General features: G+C 49.7%; 22 protein-coding genes. 16 read left to right on the forward strand and 6 right to left on the reverse strand.

All coding sequences use genetic code 11. The features are described from left to right. Nucleotides 1–6 precede the first annotated feature (6 nt). A complete protein-coding gene (locus ASG34_RS06170; protein WP_055828129.1) occupies nt 7–867 on the forward strand; it encodes a transglutaminase family protein in 861 nt (286 codons plus the stop codon). Between the two features lie 113 nt (nt 868–980). Here the strand turns inward: ASG34_RS06170 and tkt are convergent, their stop codons facing one another. Further along, nucleotides 981–2,963, reverse strand: coding sequence for a transketolase (gene tkt / locus ASG34_RS06175; protein ID WP_055828131.1), 1,983 nt, complete (start codon nt 2,961–2,963; stop codon nt 981–983). A 272-nt stretch (nt 2,964–3,235) separates the two neighbouring features. Between tkt and fae the strand changes: the two genes are divergently transcribed. Then, nucleotides 3,236–3,787 carry a formaldehyde-activating enzyme gene (gene fae, locus ASG34_RS06180; protein ID WP_055828134.1) on the forward strand — a complete coding sequence of 184 codons (552 nt, stop codon included), beginning with the start codon at nt 3,236–3,238 and terminating at the stop codon, nt 3,785–3,787. A gap of 62 nt (nt 3,788–3,849) precedes the next feature. Here fae and ASG34_RS06185 read toward each other — a convergent pair whose 3' ends face one another. Together ASG34_RS06185 and ASG34_RS06190 are read right to left on the reverse strand one after the other, a co-directional pair. Further along, nucleotides 3,850–4,863, reverse strand: a complete 1,014-nt coding sequence (locus tag ASG34_RS06185) for a Gfo/Idh/MocA family protein (RefSeq protein WP_055828137.1) — start codon at nt 4,861–4,863, stop codon at nt 3,850–3,852. 114 nt (nt 4,864–4,977) lie between these two features. Continuing rightward, nucleotides 4,978–5,610 carry a response regulator gene (locus ASG34_RS06190; RefSeq protein ID WP_055828140.1) on the reverse strand — a complete coding sequence of 211 codons (633 nt, stop codon included), beginning with the start codon at nt 5,608–5,610 and terminating at the stop codon, nt 4,978–4,980. 124 nt (nt 5,611–5,734) lie between these two features. Here ASG34_RS06190 and ASG34_RS06195 point away from each other — a divergent pair, with 124 nt between their 5' ends. The 4 genes from ASG34_RS06195 to ASG34_RS06210 all read left to right on the forward strand — a co-directional run bounded on the left by ASG34_RS06195 (nt 5,735) and on the right by ASG34_RS06210 (nt 12,080). Beyond that, nucleotides 5,735–6,994: a transporter gene (locus ASG34_RS06195; RefSeq protein ID WP_055828143.1), complete on the forward strand. Its 1,260-nt coding sequence runs from the start codon at nt 5,735–5,737 to the stop codon at nt 6,992–6,994. After that, entirely contained in the window at nt 6,991–8,883 is a 1,893-nt protein-coding gene (locus tag ASG34_RS06200; RefSeq protein ID WP_055828145.1) for a sensor histidine kinase, read from the forward strand. Before ASG34_RS06195 ends, ASG34_RS06200 begins: the two co-directional genes overlap by 4 nt. A 127-nt stretch (nt 8,884–9,010) precedes the next feature. Further along, nucleotides 9,011–10,567 carry a PEP-CTERM sorting domain-containing protein gene (locus tag ASG34_RS06205; protein WP_055828148.1) on the forward strand — a complete coding sequence of 519 codons (1,557 nt, stop codon included), beginning with the start codon at nt 9,011–9,013 and terminating at the stop codon, nt 10,565–10,567. A 301-nt stretch (nt 10,568–10,868) separates the two neighbouring features. Beyond that, nucleotides 10,869–12,080, forward strand: coding sequence for an NnrS family protein (locus ASG34_RS06210; protein ID WP_055829104.1), 1,212 nt, complete (start codon nt 10,869–10,871; stop codon nt 12,078–12,080). Nucleotides 12,081–12,120: 40 nt separating this feature from the next. Here ASG34_RS06210 and ASG34_RS06215 read toward each other — a convergent pair whose 3' ends face one another. Then, nucleotides 12,121–12,672 (reverse strand): thioredoxin family protein, encoded by a 552-nt coding sequence (locus ASG34_RS06215; protein WP_055828151.1) that lies wholly within the window; start codon nt 12,670–12,672, stop codon nt 12,121–12,123. Between the two features lie 262 nt (nt 12,673–12,934). Here ASG34_RS06215 and ASG34_RS06220 point away from each other — a divergent pair, with 262 nt between their 5' ends. The 10 genes from ASG34_RS06220 (at nt 12,935) to ASG34_RS06265 (ending at nt 22,788) form a co-directional block, all read left to right on the forward strand. Then, complete coding sequence (locus ASG34_RS06220; RefSeq protein WP_055829108.1) at nt 12,935–13,669, forward strand: 16S rRNA (uracil(1498)-N(3))-methyltransferase; 735 nt, start codon at nt 12,935–12,937, stop codon at nt 13,667–13,669. A gap of 30 nt (nt 13,670–13,699) precedes the next feature. Continuing rightward, on the forward strand, nt 13,700–14,629 hold the full coding sequence (locus ASG34_RS06225; RefSeq protein ID WP_055828154.1) for an AEC family transporter: 930 nt from the start codon (nt 13,700–13,702) through the stop codon (nt 14,627–14,629). A gap of 146 nt (nt 14,630–14,775) precedes the next feature. Beyond that, a complete protein-coding gene (gene cfa, locus ASG34_RS06230; RefSeq protein ID WP_055828157.1) occupies nt 14,776–15,948 on the forward strand; it encodes a cyclopropane fatty acyl phospholipid synthase in 1,173 nt (390 codons plus the stop codon). Between the two features lie 135 nt (nt 15,949–16,083). Next, nucleotides 16,084–17,655: an amino-acid N-acetyltransferase gene (argA, locus tag ASG34_RS06235; RefSeq protein WP_055828159.1), complete on the forward strand. Its 1,572-nt coding sequence runs from the start codon at nt 16,084–16,086 to the stop codon at nt 17,653–17,655. Nucleotides 17,656–17,875: 220 nt separating this feature from the next. Next, nucleotides 17,876–18,760: an acetylglutamate kinase gene (argB, locus tag ASG34_RS06240; RefSeq protein ID WP_055828162.1), complete on the forward strand. Its 885-nt coding sequence runs from the start codon at nt 17,876–17,878 to the stop codon at nt 18,758–18,760. A gap of 127 nt (nt 18,761–18,887) precedes the next feature. Further along, the gene (locus ASG34_RS06245) at nt 18,888–19,556 is read left to right on the forward strand and encodes a pyrimidine 5'-nucleotidase (protein WP_055828165.1); all 669 of its coding nucleotides are present in this window, start codon (nt 18,888–18,890) and stop codon (nt 19,554–19,556) included. A gap of 47 nt (nt 19,557–19,603) precedes the next feature. Then, the gene (gene slmA / locus ASG34_RS06250) at nt 19,604–20,197 is read left to right on the forward strand and encodes a nucleoid occlusion factor SlmA (RefSeq protein WP_055828168.1); all 594 of its coding nucleotides are present in this window, start codon (nt 19,604–19,606) and stop codon (nt 20,195–20,197) included. A 199-nt stretch (nt 20,198–20,396) separates the two neighbouring features. Continuing rightward, nucleotides 20,397–20,621 (forward strand): DUF2788 domain-containing protein, encoded by a 225-nt coding sequence (locus ASG34_RS06255; protein ID WP_055828171.1) that lies wholly within the window; start codon nt 20,397–20,399, stop codon nt 20,619–20,621. A 233-nt stretch (nt 20,622–20,854) separates the two neighbouring features. Continuing rightward, nucleotides 20,855–21,640, forward strand: coding sequence for a DUF2189 domain-containing protein (locus tag ASG34_RS06260; RefSeq protein WP_055828174.1), 786 nt, complete (start codon nt 20,855–20,857; stop codon nt 21,638–21,640). Between the two features lie 203 nt (nt 21,641–21,843). After that, a complete protein-coding gene (locus tag ASG34_RS06265) occupies nt 21,844–22,788 on the forward strand; it encodes a sensor domain-containing diguanylate cyclase (protein WP_055828177.1) in 945 nt (314 codons plus the stop codon). A gap of 3 nt (nt 22,789–22,791) precedes the next feature. Here the strand turns inward: ASG34_RS06265 and ASG34_RS06270 are convergent, their stop codons facing one another. Both ASG34_RS06270 and ASG34_RS06275 read right to left on the reverse strand, forming a co-directional pair. After that, the gene (locus ASG34_RS06270) at nt 22,792–24,024 is read right to left on the reverse strand and encodes a multifunctional CCA addition/repair protein (RefSeq protein ID WP_055828180.1); all 1,233 of its coding nucleotides are present in this window, start codon (nt 24,022–24,024) and stop codon (nt 22,792–22,794) included. Nucleotides 24,025–24,063: 39 nt separating this feature from the next. Beyond that, on the reverse strand, nt 24,064–25,023 hold the full coding sequence (locus ASG34_RS06275) for a complex I NDUFA9 subunit family protein (protein WP_055828183.1): 960 nt from the start codon (nt 25,021–25,023) through the stop codon (nt 24,064–24,066). Between the last annotated feature and the right edge of the window lie 68 nt (nt 25,024–25,091).

The following is a 25,091-nucleotide window of genomic DNA, read 5'->3' on the forward strand; positions in this document are numbered from 1 at the left end:
AATACCTTGAAACGTCTTAAAATCAAACATCTTACCGAGTATGTTTTTTCTTCTCCGGTGACGCTGCAACAACATCGCTTGCTGATACGTCCGCGGGAAGGACACGACTTGCGTATCGAATCTTCGATTCTTAACATATCGCCGGCTTATCAGATCCGATGGTCGCGGGATGTGTTTGATAATTCGTTGGCGACTGTCAACTTTTCACAGGCTAGTGACAAGCTGACTATCGCTAGCGAAGTGGTGATACAACATTATGAAGAGGCTCCGCTTGATTTCTGGATGGAGAGTTATGCCGTGAACTATCCATTTTCTTATGCGGAAGCCGAATGGGCAGATCTGGCAGCGTTTCAGCGTCCGGTGTTTGTACAAGACGAGGCTCAAGTTAATCAATGGCTGCAGCAACTTGGTTTGCTGAATGGACAGCGCAATACGTTTGAGTTGCTAACCACCTTGAATCAGGCGATTTATACGCAATTCCGTTATCAGGCTCGTGAGGCAGCAGGCGTACAAACGCCCGCTACCACCCTGCAATATGGCAGCGGCTCCTGTAGGGATTATGCAACCCTGTTTATCGAGGCTTGCCGAAAAATGGGGCTTGCCAGCCGCTTTGTCAGCGGTTATCTGCACGCGCCTGCCACTGAGGCAGGCAATGCCACAACACATGCCTGGGCAGAAGTTTATTTGCCGGGCACTGGCTGGAAAGGGTTTGACCCGACCTCTGGCCTTGTCACAGGGACGCACCATATCGCGGTAGCCGTGTCTCGCAACCCAGAAGCAGTTCCTCCAGTTGCGGGGAGTTTTATCGGCCCCAATGTGAAGCCCATACTGCGGGTGGATGTGCAGGTCAATTTACTCACCGCATAGAGATAAGTCATTACTTTGGGCTGATTCCATAGTATTAATATCTGCGCAGCTATCCATACAAATAAAAAAACCGCTTCCTAGGAAGCGGTTTTTTAAACTGCAAATCTGTTTAATTACAGTACAGATTTAACGGTGTTGACTACGTTTTCAACAGTGAAACCGAAGTGCTTCATCAGTGCGCCGCCAGGAGCAGACTCACCGAATGTGTCGATACCGACCACAGCACCCTCTAAACCTACATACTTACGCCAGAAGTCTGGGTGAGCAGCTTCAACCGCTACGCGAACAACGCCTGGAGTCAGAACGCTGTCTTTGTAAGCCTGGTCTTGGCGGTCGAATACGTTAGTAGATGGCATTGAAACCACACGTACTTTAGTACCGGCAGCGTTCAACTCGGCAGCAGCTTTCACAGCCAGATCCAGCTCGGAACCGTTAGCGATGATGATCACTTGTGCGCCAGCAACGTCGGAGAATACGTAGCCACCCTTGCGGATTGCATCGAAGTCTTTAGCTTCGTGTTTGATACCTGGCAGGTTTTGACGAGACAGAACCAAGCTTGTTGGGCCGTCTTTCTTCTCAACTGCAGCAACCCATGCAACGGTAGTTTCAGTCGCATCAGCTGGACGCCATACATCCATACGTGGGATGTAACGCAAGCCAGAAGTGTTCTCAACTGGTTGGTGAGTTGGGCCGTCTTCGCCTTGACCGATAGAGTCATGGGTCAGCACGTAGATCACACGTTGATGCATCAACGCAGACATACGCATACCGTTCTTCATGTAGTCAGAGAACATGTGGAATGTACCGCCGAATGGCAACAGGCCACCGTGCAGTGCAACACCGTTCATGATCGCAGCCATACCGAATTCACGTACACCGTAAGAGATGTAGTTACCCGGTTCTTTCGCGTTTACATGTACGAAGCTGCCAGTTGAAGTCAGGTTAGAACCAGTCAAGTCAGCTGAACCGCCCAGGAATTCTGGCAACAATGGCGCCAAGGCACCGATTGCATTTTGTGAAGCTTTACGTGAAGCAACACCTTCTGCTTTTTCGTTGATGGCAGCGATGATTTTGTCTGTTTCCGCTTTCCAGTTTGCTGGCAGCTCGTTGTTCATACGACGTTTGAACTCTGCAGCTTCAGCCGGGAATGCTTTTTCGTAAGCTGCGAATTTATCATTCCAGTCAGCTTCGCGCTTGGCACCCTTCACTTTTTGATCCCAGCCAGCGTAAACATCAGCAGGAATCACGAATGGCTCGTGTGCCCAGCCGATTTCAGCACGTGTTGCAGCAACTTCTGCGTCGCCCAGTGCAGAACCGTGGCAGTCGTGTGAACCGGATTTGTTTGGTGAACCTTTACCGATGATTGTTTTACAGCAGATCAATGAAGGCTTGTCAGTGACTTTTTTCGCTTCGTCGATTGCTTTTTGAATCGCGTCCTGGTCGTGACCATCAACAGACACAACGTGCCAGCCGTAAGCTTTGAAACGGCCTGCTGTGTCGTCTGTGTACCAGCCTTCAATGTGACCGTCGATAGAAATACCGTTGTCATCCCAGAAAGCAACCAGTTTGCCCAGGCCCCAGGTACCAGCCAGTGCACATGCTTCGTGAGAAACACCTTCCATCATACAACCGTCGCCCAGGAACACGTAAGTGTAGTGGTCAACGATGTCGTGGCCTGGCTTGTTGAACTGGTTAGCCAGCAGTTTTTCAGCCATTGCGAAACCAACAGCGTTAGCAATACCCTGGCCCAATGGACCGGTAGTGGTTTCAATGCCTGGTGCGTAGCCGAATTCCGGGTGACCAGCACAGCGTGAGTGCAATTGACGGAAAGTCTTGATATCTTCGATACCTAAATCGTAACCTGTCAGGTGCAACAATGAATAAATCAGCATTGAGCCATGGCCGTTTGACAACACGAAGCGGTCACGGTTAGCCCATTGTGGATTTGTAGGATTGTGGCTCAAATTGTGGTTCCAAACCACTTCAGCAATTTCCGCCATGCCCATAGGAGCGCCTGGGTGACCGGAGTTTGCTTTTTGTACAGCATCCATGCTCAAAGCACGAATAGCGTTGCACAAGTCGACACGTGTTGCCATTGTTTTCTCCCAAATGAAAATAAGAGCGGTCTTACACAAAAAGCTGCAAAACCTTGATTGAATTCTTTAAAAAAGGCGAGAAACCAGCCCTTTTACGGAAAGGGTAGATTATTCCTTAGAACCCGTTTTTCATCAAGGGTTAATGAGTATTTAATTATCGTGGCAAGCGGTAGCAGTGAAATCAAAAACCTGCTAATTCAATGTCTGCGATAGCCATGCCTGGCGTTTTCCCCTACCATGTAAAAAAACATTGATCACAAAGGAGTATGTAGATGTCTGACGATAGAATCATTATGCGTGTCGGTGAAGCCCTGGTTGCTGGCGGCCCGCCCGGAACGGCAGCAGAACCCGAAGTCGCGATTGGCGAGATGAACGGCCCTATGGGGACTGCATTTGCCAACTTATTGGGTGACCAGGTCAAAGGCCATACCCGTGTGCTGGCAATCATGAATACCGACATCATGGTGCGCCCGGCGACGTTGATGGTGAGCAAGGTGACGGTAAAAGACCCGCGTTACACCAATATTCTGATGGGCACGGTACAAGGCGCGATTGCCAACGGCGTACTGGATGCGGTCCGCAGCGGCGATATCCCCAAGGAAAAAGCCAACGACCTCGGCATTATTGTTTCTGTCTGGCTAAGCCCGGCAATCCTGGAACAAGACAAAATCGACCATAAAGCCTTGTTTGATATTCACCGTGAAGCAACTTTTAAGGCGATTCAAAAAGCCTTGCGCAATGAGCCCAGCATAGACTGGCTGCTGGAAAACCAGGAGAAAATTGTGCATAAATATTACCAGATGGGCCTGGACAATAAAATTTAGCCTCCCCATTCCGCAAAAAGAAAAAGGATGCCTGAGCATCCTTTTTTTTGTGTCCGCGCTTTTTATTTGGTCAATGCTGAAATCACCATTTCAATCGCCCTGCAATTGCCCTTGGCATCCGCAAACGTCAGCAACGGTGATTTGCCATTCAGCACACAGTCACCAAAATGCTCGATTTCGAGATTGAAGTGATTGGCTTTGGGCAATACGATGGTTTCTGACTTGCCGCCCGCTTCCCAGCTGATCACAGGATCATCCACTGGATAGCTCCACATATTGTGGCATCTGATCCAGCCTTTATCACCGATGATTTCATATTCAGCTTTGCGGCCACGCTCGAAGCTCACATCAAAGTGACCGTAACGCGCGCGGCCATGGGTATCGTGCCCAAAATCAAGAATGCCGCTCGCCACCACATCGGCGCCATGTTCATTCAACTTGCCATAGGCAACGACATTGACCGGCTCGGCAGGCTCGCCATTCCTCTCGAAACACCAGCGCAAGGCGTGAATGGCATAAGGCCCGATATCCCACATCGCACCACCCCCATGCGCCATATCACGCGTAATTCGGTACATGCGGGCGGGTGCCATCAGGAAAGAAAAACTGGCGCGGCAAGAGAGCACATCGCCAATCAATCCTGAGTCGATCAACGCTTTCACTTTGGCATGCTGCGGATGAAAGCGGTACATAAAGCCCTCCATCACTGTCACACCGTTGGCTTTAGCCGCTGCTTCAATGCTGATGATATCCGCCAGGCTGGTCGCCATCGGTTTTTCGATCAGGATATGCTTGCCAGCTTCAATCGCTTTCAACGCCCATTCGGCATGCTCTTCATTTGCCATCGGGCAATAAATCGCCTGCACATTGCGATCAGTGATCAGGCTTTGCATATCGTCGTAACAGGTCACGCCGTCAGTATTCGGCGCATATTTATCCAGGATAGCTTTTGCTGCGCCCGGACGGCGACTGCCAATGGCTACCAGTTGCGAATTTGAGGCTTCAACAATCGCCGGCAATAAGCGCTCATTGACGCGGGCGGCACCTAAAATGCCCCATTTGAGTTTTGTAGTCATAGGTATCTTTCCTGTCTGCTAATTTTGGCTGATTATACCCCGCAAAAAATGGCGGGATATTTAACGCTTATGAATGGAAGACAAAAGCCGGCTAGCGTTAGTGCCATTGCAATCTTAAATCAGACCCATTTTCTGCGCAGTGATAGCGGCTTCAGCCCTGGAGGATACATTTAACTTGCGGTAGATTTCTTTGACATAGCCGGCAATGGTGTTGCGCTTGAGGCCAAGCATACTGGCGGTTTCGGCCATGGTCATGCCTTTGGCAATAATCGACAGCACTTCCTTTTCACGTTCGGTGAGTGATTCTTGTGGCTGCAAACTATAGGGTTCATGAAAATGCCGCAGCAGCTTTCTGGCAATCGCGGGTGATAACGGCGGCTGCCCGGTCACAATGCCATTCAACGCCTGCACCAGCGCAGCTTGTGGCTGGTCTTTCAGCAAATAGCCATGCGCACCGGCGCGTAATGCCGGGAAAATATGTCTATCGTCGTCAAAAATGCTGGCAACTACGCAAATAGTATGGGGCGAATGCCGGTTGAACCATTCAATCACCGTGATCCCACTGCCATCTGGCAGACTTAAATCTATGAGTGCGATATCAATCGGCAGAGTGGTAGACACCAAAGCAATGGCTTGTGCGATATTATTTGCAGAACTAATCGCAATCCCCGGAAAGCTATTGTGTAATACTTCTGATAACCACAGTTGTGACTCCGGCGTATCTTCAAGTATGAAAGCAGTTTTCATTGGTGGTTAGTGCGTATGCGCTCAAAGTAATATGAGTGACTATATACGAATTTAAAAAGAATACACTCCCCGCAAACAGGGGTATCAAACACCACAAAAAGAATAATGAGTACTTCAAAGCACTATGACGGATCTTTTGCCCATTTCTAAGAGTCATCCGACCGCTTGGCTGATGCTACTGGCATCTTCATTCGCGGTAACCGATACGCCGGCTGGCGAGAATATTCCCACAGCATCCTATTTCGCGCTGGATACCATGGCACCCGAAAGTAGCTGGGCGATCCGCTTTGAGCAACGCAGCAGCCATTTCGATGAGCGTTATGATGACCGTGGCCACTTATCACCATTAGGCAGTAGCTTTAACAACCTGAACCTGGATGCCAGTATGTTTCCGGCGCTCGCGGCACTGGGACCAGGCGCCTCATTAGGCACCACGCGATTCGATCATAAAACCGATAACCGGATCAGCATTTTGACCATAGGCTATGGCCTGACACCCGACCTGACCGTGGGCGCAATTATTCCTTATGGCGTGACGCAATCACGGGTAAATTTCAACGTCGATGGCGGCAACGTAGGCTTTAACCCGGCGTTCAATGCCAACCAGCCGATAGGGGCTGGCAACTTCCCATTTGCGCCGGCAGGTGGGGGCATTCCGGCCATGGGAGCTGCGGGGGTGCAAAACATACTGACCAATCCGGCTTTCGGTTATCAATACAAAGCACTTAAAGATACACGCAACGAAGGGTTTAGTGATCCGACCTTAGGCGTATTGTGGCGTGCCATGAAATCGCCAGGCGAGAGCCTGATTCTCGGGCTTGGTTTGCGCATGGGCCTGGCAAAGAAACAAGATCCGGACAACTTGCTGGATACGCCATTGGGTGATGGCAGCACCGACATCCGCACGCGGGCCGAATACTTTTATGATCTCGGCGCTAACTTTGATTTGCGCTTGCTGGCCGATTACAACTGGCAGTTTTCAGACAAAGCCCGCATGCGGATTCCGGCGACTAGCCAGGGATTGGCGTTGGCCAGCTCCAAACAAAAACTGGAGCGTGACCTGGGTGATTATTACGAGGCGGATATTGAATTAGGCTATCGCTGGACCAACTGGCGCTTTGCTACGACCTGGCATCGCTTTGAGAAAAAATCGGATGACTACAGCTCCCGTTTTGGTACCGACACTTCAGCACTGGAGGTTTATACCGACAGGCGGGCAGATCAATATCGCATCAGCGCGACCTGGAGTGGCGTACAAGCCTGGCAACAGGGTAAACTGCCTTTGCCGGTGATCGTGAAACTGGAATTCCAGGATACCTATGGCGGCCGTAACTTTGTTGATGTGCAGGATATTTACCTGCAAGTGATCACCCTGTTTAAATGAAAAAGCGCACGCCATTTCAATCCTGGATATTCATACTTGGCTGGTTGCCAGGCTTTTTGCTTTGTGTAAATGCCGCTCTGGCTAATGTCGCAGCGGCGGATGCTCAAGGGATAGAAATAAGCCAGGGATCATTTGTACTCAGCGCCAGTGAAACACCGCCTTCAACCCAGTCGGCCTGGTCATCGACCAGCTTGCCGGATATCTGGAAGCTGACCCACCCTGATGCATTCGGCACTGGCTGGTACCGCTTTCAGTTTGATTACCCAGGCCTGAATGCACATGAAATTTACGCCTTGTACCTTTCACGCATGAGCCTGAATGCCGAGGCTTACCTGAATGGCAAGAAGATAGGCTCCGGTGGCTCATTCACCGAACCCATTTCGCGTAACTGGAACCGCCCGCTGTTATTCACCATTCCGCCCGACACCTTGAAAGCGACAGATAACACGCTGTATATCCGGGTGATTGCACCGGAGAACTCGCAGGGCATGCTCTACCCGCCAAAGATCAACCTGCTGCATACCTTGCAGCCGGAATATGAGAAAGCCCGGTTTATCCGCATCACGCTTAACCAGACCTCCAGCCTGCTGATTGTCGGCATCGGAATGTTGATGCTCAGCCTGTGGTGGCGCAGAAAACAGGACACGGCCTACGGCCTGTTTGGGCTTGCGGCGTTTGTCTGGGCACTGCAATCGCTTAATTTTTACATCATTACTGCACCGCTTCCCACTGCACTGTGGGAGATACTGGTCAATGCCAGCTTCCAGGCCATCGCCACCTTGTGGCTGATTTCGCTGCTCGACTTTGTCGGCATCCGCTTAAAACGGTTTAATCAGTTGCTATGGTGGATTTTGATTCTAGCACCGGTGACATTGCTACTGACGCCAGCAAATTACTTTATGCTGGCTACCGACTTCTGGCATTTGATTACCATGATAGTGGTGATTTTCGGGTTGGCCTTGCTGGCAAAAACCGGTTTTGTACACCGCAACAAAGATGCCAAATTATTGTTGCTGACGCTGAGCATTATCCTGCTGTTTGCGTTTCATGACTGGTTGATTCATACCAATGTCCCCGGCATCAATGCCTGGCTGATTACTGAAGAAGAATACCTGATGCAGTTTTCAGCACCGGTGCTTTTCCTGATTGTCGGCCTGATGATGACTTCACGGTACGTTGGTGCGCTCAACAACTATGAGCAACTGAACCAGGAACTGGAACAGCGCGTGGTTTCCAAACACCAGGAGCTCAACGATAACTTCCAGCAACTGCAAACTATTCTTAAAGAACAGGCCACACTGGAAGAACGTGAACGTATCTACCAGGATTTGCACGACGACCTGGGCGCCAAACTGTTGACGCTGGTCTACAGGGCGCAAAACCCGAATAATGCCGAGCTGGCACGTTCAGCGCTACAGGATTTACGCGATGTCGTGTCACGCGCGGGCGATGAAAGTAGCGCGCTGAATGACATCATGGCCGATTACCGCATCGAGTGCGAAAAGCGGCTGGGCGACGTGCAGATTCAACTGGTTTGGGATAACCAGATTGAAGACGACAGTTTGCAGCTAACGCAACCGCAGGCTCTGAACCTGGGCCGGATCATCCGTGAGGCGATCTCCAATGTGATCCGCCATGCGCAAGCCTCGAAGGTGGCCGTCACTTTAAAACCGATGAAACAGCATTTACTGCTACAAATTGAAGATAATGGCATGGGTTTACCCAAAAACACCGAAAAATCCATGGGTCGGGGATTGAGCAATATCCAGAAACGTGCAACCTTGCTCGGCGGAGAGGTGCATTTTGCAGAAAGCCTCTCTGGTGGCCTAAAACTTAGTCTGTATTTGCCTTGGCAATTAATTTCCGGCCAGTCAAATTCGGCCCGCTAAACTCACACACATCATCATTTTAACCAGCTACCCCCTGTTCAGGGGGTGCACGCTTTCCTATTCATACGCTAATCTGATCATACAATTCAGAAGGGCTGCTGGTTAGTTTTTGAGAGAGGAAAGTAATATGAATGTGATCAACCGTGCAAGCAGATCAGGTCGTGGAAAATACCCTTCAGCAAGGACTTTGTTAGGACTGAGCCTGCTCATTCCGCTCCCATCCCACGCCAGTGAAATCGCCACCAATATTCTTCTTTCATTCAACGAAACTGTAAATTTCAGCGAAGAAAACTTCCACCAAGGGATAGACAAACTGCTGACGCTGGATGCAGCAAAAGTAGATGCACGCTTGCTCACCAACCGGCTAGGTAAATTCAGTGGTGGCAACGCGATATTTACGCTGAATACTAGCCAGAGTGTATCAGTCAATGATTTTGGTGTCTCAACTGCACCGACTGAACCCCGCCAGTTCTTCAGAACCACCGGGAGTGCAACCGCGAGTGGCGGATTGCTTTCCGAACCTGTCTTGTTGAACGCAGGGCGAGGTTGGCATTGCCCTGCGGCTGTGTTGTCCTGCAACAGCGACGAGGCATTCAGTACGCCCAACAGCAGCACTCCAGCGATGCAGGTACCCGCAAATGCAGCTTCATTATCGAACCCAATCCAGGTCCAAGCTAGCCTGTCATCGTTTACACGCCTCTCTCCTGATTACACACTGAACTATGCCAAACTACATTTGTATGGTACATGGCAAGTCAATGCGCAGTTCACTGCAAAAACCACATCGCAATATGTGGCTGATGCACTCTCTGCTACAGCAGGCGTCATCGGCACAAACCGCTGGGCAGCAGCAAATAACGATATCAACGACCTGCGTAACACGAGCCTGACAGATGTATCCGTGGTCAATCATCTGCAAGCAGGCAAAAATGCTGAACTTTCAAAAGCCCATAGCATTCTGGCAGTAGCGAAAGATGGCGCCAGCTTATTGGCAGCAGGTAGCGTCACAGGAACCAGTTTCCAAACCTCATCCGAAGTGGCAAGACAATTGTGGAATGTTGCCGCAGGCGTTGACCCATCCCTGGGACGTGATAGGGCCGGCTTCAGCAGCGAGAGCGTTTCCAGTCTGGATGCCGCAACAGATTTGGCAGTCATACGCATGATGGTCAATGGCACTAATGATGCCAGTTTCGTGAGTGGCGTTGAGTTTGCTTTAAACAATCCATTCACTGTGGGTTCATTACCTGTATTTTCATTTGATGGTGCGCACCTTGGACTGACTGGCGCCACCATGTCGGTGTTTTATCTGGGCTCAAGCAGCGGTGAAGTCGAAATTGAACTAGGCGCTGCCAGCCGTTATGCACTCTGGCACTCCGGATCTGATTTTAACAACATTTCTTATATTGAAGGTGCAAGCGATAGCCTGATCGCAAGCAATCTCTACAACACGACAGAGATAGGGCGTGGATCTGGGTTTCAATATGTTGGAGAGTCTCCTTCTCCCGATAATCTGATGTTTTTAAGCGGTAACGGATCTGCTATAAAGCTGGGCCTGAACAACTTCAATAGCGATAAAGTATTGGTTGTTGCCAGCTGGGCTGTCACACCAGTACCCGAACCCGGTGCATTATCTATGCTGCTGTTCGGCCTGGTGCTGATTGGGCGCAATAAAAAATTCGTATAGAGGATATTAATAACAATAAATTATCTGCATCATCTCTCAGCAAGCTTTAAGTGGATGCCCATCTTACTTAAAGCTTGCACCTCTTTTTTGAAATCAGTGCTTTCCCACAAACCTCTCTCCCCATAATCAATCCTTTATTCTCCAGAGCTAAGTCCGCGACAGCATTTGGCACTTATGCCCCACCTGTAGTCCTCGTTAAAAAACTCTCAAAACAGCTTTCAGTTTGCGCCAACGCAAAACCACAATGTTAGGATCAGGTTATATTGAGCTAGCTGCTTTAGCTGCCAGAAAAAGTACCCCAATGCCTCTTATTCAAATTTCTCCGCCCAGCCGAAGAACACCACAAAAAGGATTCGCTTTATTTAACCTCGGGTTCAGGCCGTTTTTTATGCTGGCTTCTGGATTTGCATCAGTTTCCATGATGGTCTGGATGTGGAAATATTTTAGTTTCACCTTGCCACCTTTGTTTTATGTCACGGCCTCACAATGGCATGCGCACGAAATGCTGTATGGATTTGCATTCGCCGTGATTGCAGGCTTCTTGCTCACCGCAGTTAAAAACTGGACCGGGATACAGACTTTGCATGGTCGCTCATTATCAGGGCTGGTGGCTTGTTGGGCAGGCGCACGCGGAATAATGCTGCTGGTACCAGACTGGATACTGTTCGCCGCCATACTCGATTTAACTTTTAACCTGTGGCTGATTGCTGCCGTGGCACATCCTATCATCAAGGTGAAACAATGGCGGCAATTAGGCGTGTTATCCAAAGTGATCTTACTGACTTTGGGCAATATCGCTTTTTATGCGCAAGTATTGGGCTGGTCCATCAACGGTGCCCGCGCCGCATTATGGATAGGCTTGTTACTGAATGTCAGCCTGATCCTGGTGATCAGTCGCCGCATCTTGCCTGGTTTTATTGAACGCGGCGTACAGGAAAAAGTGTTCCTGAAAAACTCCCTGTTGCGTGACCGTATCATCATGCTGGCACTGGTGGCATTGCTATTGAATATTCTGACCATAGATGCCGCATTAGCCAACCTGGTGTTAGGGCTCACTATCGGGTTTATCAGCAGTATGCGGCTATCGTGCTGGCATACACCCGGAATCTGGCGCGTGCCTTTGCTGTGGAGTTTTTATTGCGGGTTATGGCTGATTAATGCTGGCTTTTTCCTGTATGCCGCAAGTTTTATCACAAGTAGCGTGTCAATGATCCTGGCGATTCATTGCTGGGCGATTGGCGGTATCGGTGTCATCACACTGGCGATGATGGCGCGTGTTTCGCTAGGACATACCGGCCGCAATATCCATCAGCCGCCAGCTAGCGTATTCTGGATATTCGGTCTGTGTATTGTCGCTACCTTATTCAGGGTGCTCATGCCGTTAGTGCTGCCTGAAGCTTACCGCATATCTCTCATGCTGGCAGCGGGTTGCTGGATAGCCTCGTTTAGCTGGTTTTGTATCGTGTATTGGCCGATACTCAGCAAACCACGTATTGATAGCACGCCAGGCTGAATGAGATTTTAAGCGGCGCTGAATATCATCAGAATGATGGTTACTCTTTCCACTTGATCGAGCAACCAATACTCTGCACTTGCTGCTTTGGCCCATGCCCGGTTTGACTGACCTGCTTCATTGCCCTGAATAAATCGCGTGTGCTTTCCGGTGCTGTCTCCTTGCGGCTTTCATCAAACCGTCCACGGTATTGCAGCTCAAAGTTTTTATTAAAGCCAAAGAAGTCCGGTGTGCAAACCGCATCATAATTTTTGGCAATCTGCTGTGTTTCATCCAAAAGATATGGAAACGGAAATGCCAGCTCTTCTGCAATTTTTTTCATGTTTTCAGGGCTGTCTTCCGGGTAATCGGAAGGATCGTTTGACATGATGGCGACCGTGTTGACACCCAGGGTTTTCAACTCTTCAAGATCTTTGATCAGGCGCGGCAGGATCGCTTTGACATAGGGGCAGTGATTGCAAATGAACATGACCAGCAGGCCTTTGGGGCCCATACTTTCCTGCAGGTTTACCAGCTTGCCGTTGACGTCCGGCAGGTTAAATTCAGGCGCTTTCCAGCCAAAATTGCATGCTGGGGGATTGATACTAGCCATGTGATTCCTTTCAAAAACTTTCTAGACTGTCACTATATAACTTTGTGCAATTCCGGCGAAGGCTAACTCGGTGAAACCGATGTTAAGCGAAGCGGCTTTCGCCAAAATCACAGCCAGGTAGGCTAATACTTGCCATCTTTATTCTCCGGTGTTTATACACAATTAAAGTCCTATGGTACGTGATTAAGGCTTGCAGGTGAATGCCAGTACTTAATGCGGAACACTGAAGTCAGCCTTCGGCATTTTGGTTACAATGCCTGACATGAGCAATTTAAGATTTTATAGCCCTAGCCAGCTGACCATCGGTGTGACCGCTGCACTGAGTGAAAATGCAGCGGCACATGCTACGCGTGTGATGCGTTTAAAAGTGGGGGATACACTCACTTTGTTTTGTGGCGACGGCGTTGATTACCAATGTGCGCTGGTGAGTGTGGAAAAGAAAACTGCCAGTGTAGAAGTACTCAGCCAGGAAAAAATCAACAATGAATCGCCACTCAATATGCGGCTGTTACAGGGGATTTCCAGCGGCGATCGTATGGACTACACCATCCAGAAGGCAGTTGAGCTTGGGGTGACTGAAATCTTCCCGTTAAGCACAGAACGTAGTGTCACCAAGCTGAGCGGCGACCGCGCCGAGAAACGGGTCGAGCATTGGCAAGGCGTGGCGATAGCTGCTTGCGAACAAAGCGGGCGCGCAGTGTTACCTAAAATTCATTTTCCGCTTACTCTGGCGCAATGGCTGAGCCAGCACGATACCCAGCAAAGCCTGAATTTGTTGCTCAACCCGGTTGCGGCAAAAACTTTGGCCCAATTAACAAAACCGGAAAACCGGATTCATCTCCTGATTGGTCCTGAAGGTGGCTTAAGCCCTGGCGAGATTGAGCTAGCCAACCACAATAACTTTCAATCGATAGTGCTGGGGCCAAGAATCTTGCGCACCGAAACTGCGGCCCTGACTGCAATTTCCAGCATGCAAACGCTTTGGGGTGACTTTTAGGACATGCTGGTGATAAGAAAGTGATTACCCATGTTTAACGTTATGCTGCAAATGGCTCTGTTGATTGTGGCCGGCATCGCCTGGCAGCGATTTGTGCCTGACCATATTTCCGCGACTTCCCATCGCAGAGCACTGACAGACCTGGTGTTTTATATCCTGCTGCCTGCTTTAGTCATCGATGTCCTGTGGCAGGCACCATTGGATGCCGACACATTCAGTATCCAGCTTACAGCCATCACCCGGTTAGCCACAGCAGCAGGTTTAATGTGGATAACCTTGCAAGTATTCAATCGCTTTAAACCTCTTTCGCGTGCGCAAGAAGGTGCACTGATGCTGGCAGCCACATTTCCTAATGCAACCTATCTAGGGTTACCAGTGACTAGCGAAGTATTGGGTGACTGGGCACAGGAAATGGTACTCAAATTTGACTTGTTCGCCTGCACACCGATTTTATTATCAGTAGGCATGTTGATGGCGCAAGCCTATGGCAAGGCAGAATCTCGCTCAAATCCACTCAGAGAACTGTTACGCGTACCGCCATTGTGGGCACTGCTGCTCGCCTGTATCCTCAACCTGGCGCAAGTACCGCAACCTGAAATGATAGGCCATGCCTTGCACACCCTGGCTGGTGGGGTGGTCCCCCTGATGCTGATTGCACTGGGCATGAGCATCCGTTGGGATACCTTCAAGTTTGCACTTATCCCTAAACTGTTACCGCTCTGCCTCATCGGCCTAGTGGTTGCGCCCCTCACCGCCATGCTTGTGGCAGAACGCCTGGGGCTTGGCGGGCATACGCTGACAGCCGTCACTTTATTAAGCGCCATGCCGACCATGGTATTTGGTGTGATCATCTGCGAGCGCTACCATTTAGATGGTGCGTTGTATGCAGCCGCGGTGTTCTTTACCACACTACTAAGTATGCTCACCCTGCCTGTGTGGTTTCAGCTTCTCTCCCATTAATGGTCATCTGCCGCAGTTAGAACAAATCGCACAATCCCTGGTCAATCTTGTTACGTTATATAACGAGTTTTCAGGCTTTCATCTACTGCTTAATATGTGCCTGAGTTCTTTGTGATTTTTATGCGTTTTGGAGGAGTTTTACCGCGATGCCAAAAACTACTTTTAATCATTTTATCGAACGCCCGCCCTCGCCGCCGGAGACTTTGGTCAGGTTACTGGATGAAACTGGCATTACGATCAATGGCAACGCCCCATGGGATGTGCAGGTTTATGATGAAACCGTCTATCGAGATGTGCTGACCCGCGGCACGCTAGGGTTTGGACAGGCGTATATTGAAGGCCGCTGGGATTGCCCCCGCCTGGATGAGTTTTTCACCCGTGTGATGCGCGCGGATATTGATGAAGAACTGGGCGGATGGGGCAAGCTGCAACTGCTGGGCGATATTCTGCGCCATACACTCTTCAACCTGCAGGCACCAAACCGCGCTTTCCAGGTCGCGCAACACCATTACGATATTGGCAACGATGTATTCGAAGCGATGCTGGATTCCAGCATGAGTTACTCGTGCGCCTATTGGGAACATGCGCAGACGCTGGAAGAAGCGCAGACGCACAAACTGGATATGATTTGCCGCAAACTGGACTTACAACCCGGAGAACGTGTACTTGAAATTGGCTGTGGCTGGGGCGGCCTTGCCAAACATATGGCACAGCACTACGGCGTAGAAGTGCTCGGCATTACCGTATCAGTAGAGCAGCAAACCATAGCCAAAGAACGCTGCGCAGGATTACCTGTCGAGATCCGCTTGCAGGATTACCGGGAGCTGGAAGGGCAATTCGACAAGATTGTTTCCGTAGGTATGTTTGAACACGTAGGCCCGAAAAATTACCCGGTTTATTTTGAAACCGTGCATCGTTTATTAAATGATAACGGGCTGTTTTTGCTGCACACTATTGGCAATCACAAAACTGCGCTGTATACCGATGCCTGGATAGATCGTTATATTTTCCCCAATGGAAAACTGCCTTCCGCCGTCGAAATAAGCAGCGCGATTGAGAAGAAATTCCTGATTGAAGACTGGCATAATTTCGGCCCCGACTATGACCGCACACTGATGGCCTGGTGGGATAAATTCAGCCGAGCCTGGCCTGAATTACAGTTTAAATATGACGAGAGTTTTTACCGCATGTGGAAATACTACCTGATGTGTTGCGCAGGTTATTTCCGTTCGCGGCAGGGTCAACTATGGCAACTGATATTGAGCAAGCGGCAAAGTAACCGTATTTACCGCTCGGTACGTCCCGGCACTACAAGTTGATGTAACCATGGTGCCTCCTCCTGACATATTTAACATGACGACCAGTAAGTAGCACCAGCCGAATTTTTATGTTTAATTTGCATAAAAATCTATATTGATTTATTGTTTTGCAAATTAATATAGAAAATTCAACAAATGCTCGGCTCAAACATCAGAAATTTGCGAAAATCGCAAAATCTAACATTGCAGCAACTGGCTTCCCGCATGGGTACTGATACCAGCAATCTGTCGCGGATAGAGCGCGGCGAAATCGGCATATCTGAAGCATTGTTACGTGCTGCTGCCCAGGCATTAAGCACGACGCCTGGCCGTTTATACGATGCCGATTTAACGCCGAGCAACCTGACCAATACGCCACCGGCTATCCTCTCCAGCGCCAACAGCAAAGACTTTGTACACTGGTTCCGCTCAGCAGCGCCGTATATCCATGCTTTTGGTGGCAGCACCTTTGTCATAGCGTTCGGCGGCGAAGTGGTCAGTGAACAACAGTTCGTTGCGCTATCCCATGATTTGAACCTACTGGCTAGCCTGGAAGTCAGGCTGGTGTTGGTGCATGGCGCACGGCCACAAATTGAGCATAGGTTAAAACGCGATCATCTCATCCCCAAAATGCACAACGGCTTACGTATTACCGACGACACCGCAATGGAAGCGGTGAAAGAAGCCAATGGCACGGTGCGGGTAGAGATCGAATCACTGCTGTCGATGGGCATCAGCAACTCACCCATGGCAGGTAGCGATATCCGCGTCGCCAGCGGTAACTTTGTCACCGCTAAACCATTGGGTGTGCGTGATGGCGTAGACCTGCAACATACCGGCGAAGTACGCAAGATAGATGCAATAGGTATCCAGAAACGGCTGGATGACGGTGAACTGGTGTTGCTTTCCCCTATGGGTTATTCGCCTACCGGAGAAATATTCAACCTGACGCTGGAAGATGTAGCAGTGAGCGCCGCTATCGCACTCGATGCGGAAAAACTGATTTTCCTGATGGGTTCTGAGGGCATACATAACTTGCGCGGCGAATTACTGCGCGAGATGACTTCGGCCAAAGCGAAGAACCTACTGCGCAATGTGCAGGAAAGCGATGAGCCGATCAATTTTTCCGAAGATGTAAATTATTACCTGCCTGCGGCAGTGCGTGCCTGTGAGCATGGTGTTGCCAGAACGCACCTGATTTCACGCCATATTGACGGTGCCATTATCCAGGAGCTGTTTACCCGCAAGGGCATAGGCACCATGATCACCGAGCTACCGCTGGAAACCATGCGTCAGGCCAATATTGATGATGTCGGTGGAATTTTAATGCTGATTGAGCCACTGGAAAATGAAGGCATTCTGGTACGGCGCGGGCGAGAACGGATTGAAATGGAAATCAACTATTTCTACGTAATGGAACACGATAACCGCGTAATTGGTTGTGCCGCCTTGTACCCTTTCCCCGCCGAGAAAATGGTCGAATTCGCCTGCCTGGCGATTGATCCCGCTTATCGCGGTGGTGGACGCGGTGACAAACTGTTTAACTATTGCCAGGAACAGGCAAAAGCCATGGGTAATACAGCGTTGTTTTGCCTGACGACACGCACAGAGCACTGGTTTCTGGAGCGTGGATTTACTGAACAAAGTGTCGATCAACTGCCGCAAGAAAAGCAGCAGCTTTATAATCTGCAGCGGAAATCCAAAGTATTTGTGAAAGTGCTGACCTAGCCGTTACTTTCAAGATAATCTAACTAAAAATGGCTGATGTACGCGTCAGCCATTTTTTTGCCTGCAAATAAACGCTTGCTGTCATTATTTATTACTGAAAAATCTGAACAAAGTCTGCAAAACCATTTCTTATTGAACATCTTCAGTAAAATTCACGCACAGTCATTCACTGTTTAACCCTCAGCAGATAGAATACACATATCCTTAATAGCTAATCCATATGATGAATATTTCAAAAGCCGCCCAAAAGGCGCAAACCCTGTCTGAAGCCCTGCCCTATATCAAACGTTTTTTCGATAAAACCATTGTCATCAAATACGGCGGCAATGCGATGACCGATGAACGCCTGAAAGAGTGTTTCGCGCAAGACGTGGTCTTGTTGAAACTGGTTGGCATGAACCCAGTCGTGGTACATGGCGGTGGTCCGCAGATCAACGAAATGCTGGATAAACTGGGCAAGAAAGGCGAATTTATCCAGGGCATGCGCGTGACTGATGAGGAAACCATGGATGTGGTGGAAATGGTATTGGGTGGCCAGGTCAACAAGGAAATCGTCAACCTGATTAACCGCCACGGCGGCAAAGCGGTAGGCCTGACCGGCCAGGATGGCAACTTTATCCATGCGCAAAAACTGCTGATGGAAGATCTGAAAGACCCGACCAAAATGATCGATGTGGGTCAGGTTGGCGAAATCACTGCAATTGACCCCAGCATTATCACCTTCCTGGATAGCGGTGACTTTATCCCTGTGGTAGCCCCGATTGGTGTTGGTCGGGAGGGTGAAACCTATAACATTAATGCCGATGTAGTGGCCGGCAAACTGGCAGAAATACTCAATGCCGAAAAATTGATTCTACTGACAAATACCCCAGGTGTACTGGACAAAGAAGGCCAATTGCTGACCGGACTGACACCTAGGCAGATTGATGACCTGGTTGCCGATGGCACGTTGAGTGGCGGCATGTTGCCAAAAATCAGCTCTGCGCTGGATGCTGCACGCAGTGGTGTGAAAACAGTGCATATTATTGATGGCCGCGTCGAACATGCCTTATTGCTGGAAGTACTTACAGATGAAGGCGTCGGCACTTTAATTAAAGCCAAATAAGTCCGCTCTCCAATTCATCGTTGATACTGCATTGACCGCTACGCTTTCTCATTGCCGTGCCATGTGCACTGTGTGCGTCAGTCAGTCGCTGCCGCATTGCCTTAAATTCGAACGGGAGCTGGAGTAATTGCCTCGGGTATGGATTTTCGATCTGGACGATACCCTGCATGACGCTTCCGCCCATATCTTCCCGGTAATGAATCAATCCATGACGCGTTACATCATGGATTTACTGACACTGGAAGAACCCGCAGCGCATTTGCTCCGCCAGCATTACTGGCGTATTTATGGCGCGACCTTGAAGGGACTGATGCGTCACCATGGCGTCAATCCCCACCATTTCCTGGCAGAAACACATGCATTTTTAACCGATGATATGGTGCAGGCAACCAAGCAATTACGCCAGTTGCTGCAGCGCCTGCCGGGACGTAAATGTGTATTCACCAATGCCCCGCGTGCCTATGCCATGCAGGTACTCAATGTATTAGGCATCAGTGATTGTTTTACGCTGGTCTTCAGTGTGGAATCTTCACGCTTCCACGCTAAACCTTCGATGCGCGGTTTTCGTATGCTGTTACGCCAGTTGCGTTGTTGTGCGGCTGATTGCACCTTGTTTGAAGATAGCCTGCCGGCCTTAATGACTGCTAAACGACTTGGGATGCGTACAGTATGGATCAGCCACAGATTACATAAACCAAACTTTGTGCAATATAGATTACCGCATGTGTTGGCACTCACTCACAGCGCGCTGAAAAAACAGCCATCATGCATTCCCGCCCTTGGCGAATCCGGTTAAAATAGCCTCAAAATAACAACACGCATGTCGGGACTTGGGAACACATCATGGCCACTATCAACAAAAAAGTAAGAGCAAACCGCAAACAACAAATCCTCGAAACATTGGCAAGCATGCTGCAAACGCCACGTGGTGAAAAAATCACGACTGCTGCACTGGCTGGCAAGCTGGAAGTTTCGGAAGCGGCCTTATACCGCCACTTTGCCAATAAAGCCAAAATGTTCGAAGGCCTGATTGAATTTATCGAAAGCGCGCTTTTTGGCGTGATTAATAAAATCACCAGCGATGAAACTGATGGCCTTAAACAAGTACAACTCATGCTCACGACCATGCTTAAATTTGCCGAACGTAACCCGGGCATGTCTCGCGTGCTGATTGGTGATGCATTGGTCAATGAAGACGAAGTGCTGCAGGCGCGCATCAATCAGTTGATGGATCGCCTGGAGGCCAGTATCAAACAATCGCTGCGTATTGCAGAAGCACAAGGCAACAAAATCACTGACGCCAGCATGGCGGCAAATACCATGATCAGCTTTGTGGTTGGCCGCTGGCACAGTTTTGCGAAGAGCGGTTTTAAACGTAAGCCAAGCGACCAGATTGAACAACATTTGTCACTGCTTATTACTGGCAGTTTGCAATAAGTAGTCCATATGTCCCTCAACGGCAGAATGACCCCCTTGTGTCTCCCGACCATGGGCCCAACATAAGGTTGTAGAAAGCTATCCCATTTATTTCAGGACCATGACTACGATATGCTAGCGCACATCTGAAATCTCTACGCAGGCAACAAGTATTTTTATCACCCGGCGCACTGGTGCGTCACCTAAAGCAGGAAACACAATGGAAGCCACCATTTTTGGCATGAATGAAGCCCAGATCACAGAACTGGGCATGACCTACGGTGTTGGCGGACTCATGCTGCTGATGCTGCTGATTGTAGGCAACCTGGCACGCAAATCCAAGGCAGGCAAAACCGGCACCTTTGCACTATTTCTGGCACTCACCCTTGGCCTGGTGGGCTTTATCGCCAAATATGTCATCCAGTATTATTTGAATATCCGCTAAACCTGTTTGGACACTGCTTGCGTGTTACATAGCCATCGGCACTAGCGCTACCTGTCATGCCAAACTATGCATTGAGTGCGTGAATATGTGTCACACCTTTGTGTCATCCAGTTACAAATGTGTTACATTTTAATTTAAGCAATTGCACAAGCAACGCCCGCTGCGACGCAGATTGATTGATGTTCGAGAATGCGCCATTAGCGGAACATGAAACATGACATGGGGGCAGGGTTATGAGCAGAAGCAGAGTAATAGAAGCCGGCAATGTGGGTGTGCAGGTCAGGGTTAAAAAAAACTTACATCCAGCAATGGTGATCGACTGGTTGCATGCAGGGGTAGAAGATACCCACTTGGGAGGATGGGCAAGCTTGTTTTATGGTCTTGCCTTCACCATCACCGGTATACTGATCCATGCTTTTTTTGCTGAAAACTACTGGCTGTTAGCCGGCCTCACCACTGGATTTTTTCTCATTGGCCCGTTTCTGGCGACTGGTCTTTATGACATCAGCCGCCGTATTGCGTTGGGCCAGACACCTTCACTCTTGCCAAGCCTGACCGCCTGGCGCCCCAACCTGGTAAACATTGCCCTGTTCGCTGTTATTCTCCTGGCAGCACTGGTCGCCTGGACGCAATTGTCTTTTATCATTTTTGCCTATTACTTTAACCACCAGTTGCCTACTTTTATCGATATTGTATTTAACGTCCTTTCCTTCAAACAACCGATTTTCACTCTGGTATACTTTTCTGTCGGGGGGATATTTGCAGCGCTGACGTTTGCTATCAGCGTGATTGCCATCCCATTGATGCTGGATAGCAACACCAGTGCCGGAGCTGCCGCATGGGCTAGTTTCCGCGTTTGCTTGCGTAACCCTGGTGTCATGTCTCTTTGGGCATTGTGCATTGTGGTACTGATAGGCGTAGGCTTTGCAACCAGCTTTCTTGGACTGATCGTGACCATGCCGGTAGCAGGCCATGCCAGCTGGCATGTATATCGTGATGTGATCGAGATTCAACCATAATCCATCCCTAAAGCGCCGTAAGTGATGATGGTAGCCATGCACTTTTGTGCATGTCGCTATAACTCCTCTTCCCGCTACCAGCTAGAGAGCCTTCACTGGCAAATCAGGTTAACGCTTTCTTACCTGAATGACATTGCCGGGCTATTGCGAAGTGCATGCCAGTTAGGTACCCTGCATTACATGCAGTGATAAAGATTTTCGCAATGACGACCACTACACCCATTCCCGATAGCGACAGCACCATTTACAAAACCCTGCTGGAATCCACTAAAGCCATTCCCTGGAAGATCGACTGGGCCAGCAAACAGTTTGCCTACATAGGCCCGCAGATTGAGCAGTTGCTTGGCTGGTCGCAGGATAGCTGGAAAACAGTGGAAGACTGGGCCACCCGCATTCATGAAGATGAGCGGGAGCGTATCGTTAATTTTTGCGTGGAACGTTCATTACAGGGTCAGGACCATGAGGCCGATTACCGCGCGCTGACCAAACATGGCGACTATGTCTGGATCAGGGATGTAGTGCATGTGGTACGCACGCCAACAGGTGAACCCGAAGCACTGATAGGTTTTATGTTTGATATCAGCGAGCGTAAAAAAACCGAACAGCAATTGTTGGAACTGCAAAAACAGCTCGAAGAGTACTCATACAAAGACGGCCTGACCGAAGTGGCTAACCGCCGCATGTTTGATACGTTACTGGAACAGGAATGGCTGGAAGCAAAGCGTCATCAGCAGCCCTTGTCACTGATAATGATCGATATTGATTTCTTCAAACAGTACAATGATGTGTACGGTCATCTGCAAGGCGATGAAGTGTTAAAGCGCGTTGCCCGGACGTTGAATAGTGCCGGATTACGTACCAAGGACTTTTTCGCAAGGTTTGGTGGGGAGGAGTTTGCATTGATTCTGCCGGAAACTAACGCAGCCTCGGCAATCAAGATTGCCGAGCGCTGCCGCAACCTGATTTTCAAGGAGCAAATCCCGCATGCCGGTTCAAAAATCAGCCAGATTCTGACAATTAGCCTGGGTGTTTCCAGCACCGTGCCGGTAAGCAACCTTGAACCAAAAGCGTTTGTGGAGTTTGTAGATAGCCTTTTATATCAGGCCAAGAATGCGGGGCGCAACCGCATTCAGCAAGGTAGCAAATAAACTTTACAAAACAGGCTTGCGACTCAGCGCCAGCATCGCTTCAATGGCTTGCGTTCTGGCATCTGCCACGGCTTGTTTAATTTCCGTTGGGGTAGCATAGTTTTTGGCAATGGCACCTGCATCGACCAATAGCGCTGCCTGCAATGCCTTGCGCAGATGCTCGGCATCATCCAGCGGACAATTTTCCAGCCCTAGCCTTCCGCGACTGTCGCACTCGCACGCCAGCAGAAAATCATCGAAGCGCGTGCGCTGACGAAAAGCATCCAGCTCCTCCAAGAAATTCAGCAAAGTGCTGGCTTTCATTTCGCGGGCAGCGTGCAATTTGCCATGGTATTTCGCCACTACCAGCGCCAGGTCCTTGCAATCGTTAGGCACTTTGAGGCGTGCAACTACATCGCGAATCTGGTCCACACTGCGTAACTCGTGGCCGATATGCCGCGGTAATACATCTGCCGGTGTCGTGCCTTTACCCAGATCATGCACTAGCGCAGCAAAACGCACCGGCAAGCTTAAACCTTGCTTGGCGGCATAATCAATCACCATCATGACATGCACGCCGGTATCAACCTCAGGGTGATAAATAGCTGTTTGCGGCACGCCCCACAAGCGAGCCAGTTCGGGAAAAATCACCTGCAAGGCGCCGCAATCAAGCAGCATTTCAAACATTCGGCTGGGCTTTTTTTCCATCAGGCCCTTAGCGATTTCCTGCCATACCCGTTCCGGTACCAGTGCATCTACTTCACCGTCTGCCACCATCTCACGCATCAACGCCATGGTTTCCGGCGCGACGCTAAATTCGGTGAAACGTGCGAGAAAGCGGCCTGCGCGAAGAATACGTACCGGGTCTTCGCTGAACGCTTCAGTGACATGCCTTAAGCGTTTTTCCTGAATATCCTGCTGCCCGTGAAAAGGGTCAACCAGGCGGCCGTCTTCGGCCTGGGCGATGGCATTCATCGTAAAGTCACGTCGTGCGAGATCTTCCTCGAGCGTCACTTCCGGGGCGGCGTAGACACTAAAACCCTTATAGCCCTTGCCTGTTTTACGTTCCGTGCGTGCCAACGCATGTTCCTGATGCGTTTCAGGGTGAAGAAATACCGGGAAATCCTTGCCAACTGCACGATAGCCTGCCGCCAGCATTTGTTCTGGCGTGGCACCTACAACCACATAATCCCTGTCTTTGACCGGAAGACCTAGCAGGCCGTCGCGGACAGCGCCGCCTACCTGATAGATTTGCATATGCAATTATCCATAGAAAAACACGAAGAAATGACGCTGTTAACGCCTGGCGTTAATCACGCGACCTGCCGCTGCACGAAAATCATCATAAGCACCACGCGGATTATTTTCCACCAGGTAGCCGGAGATCACAGCGAACATATCGGTAGGCACTACGCATAGCTCATTCGCCATCGGTTGTTGACAGACATTGTCGACCTGCATGGATTTCACATTGTCGCGCGATAACAACTTGATTGGCAGCAACTGCATAAAACTGCCTTGTAATAGCGACATTTTTGGGCCCAACCCAATAATCCGCCGTTGCACACCGATCGTTTTCATCACAGCTTCCATCACCTGTTGCAAGGTCATGATCGCCGGGCCACCAAGCTCATAAATCCTGCCATAAGTCGCTGACTCATCTAAAGCCGTCACGAAAGCGGTCGCCACATCTTCAACCCAGATCGGCTGAAACTTGGCTTGTGGCATTGCCAGCACCAGTACTGGCACATACTGGATCAGCTTGGCGAATAAATTAATAAAGCTGTCACGCGCGCCAAATATTACTGATGGGCGGAATATGGTCACATGCAATTTTTTGCTGGATTCCATCACAGCCTCATCGCCAGCCGCTTTACTACGCAAATATTCGCTAGGCGCGCTCACTGAAGCCTGCAATGCGCTCATGTGCAGCAATCTGGGGATGCCTAATTCAACACAAAGTTGCGCCACACGACGCGGCAACTGGTGATGCATTTTTTCAAAGCCGTTATCACTGGTCTGGTGCAGAATACCGATCAGGTTGATCACAGCGTGACTACCTGCCAGCTGCGCTTTCAGTGCGGCATGGTCGTTGATATCGCCCTCAACCACTTGCACATAGGGTAACAAAATCAGGTGTTTGGCTTTTTCCCTGCGGCGTGTCAACACCTTGACCTGGTACCCTGCCTGGTCCAAGCCGGCTACCACACTGCTCCCTACAAAACCGCTACCGCCCAATACTGTGACTGTCTTCATATCGCTTGTTCCTGATGCATGTTCGTATTAAAGAAAGCTTTGATTAAACTAAATTTAGTCACCAAACT

It is taken from the genome of Methylophilus sp. Leaf416 (assembly GCF_001424665.1).
Lineage (GTDB): Bacteria > Pseudomonadota > Gammaproteobacteria > Burkholderiales > Methylophilaceae > Methylophilus.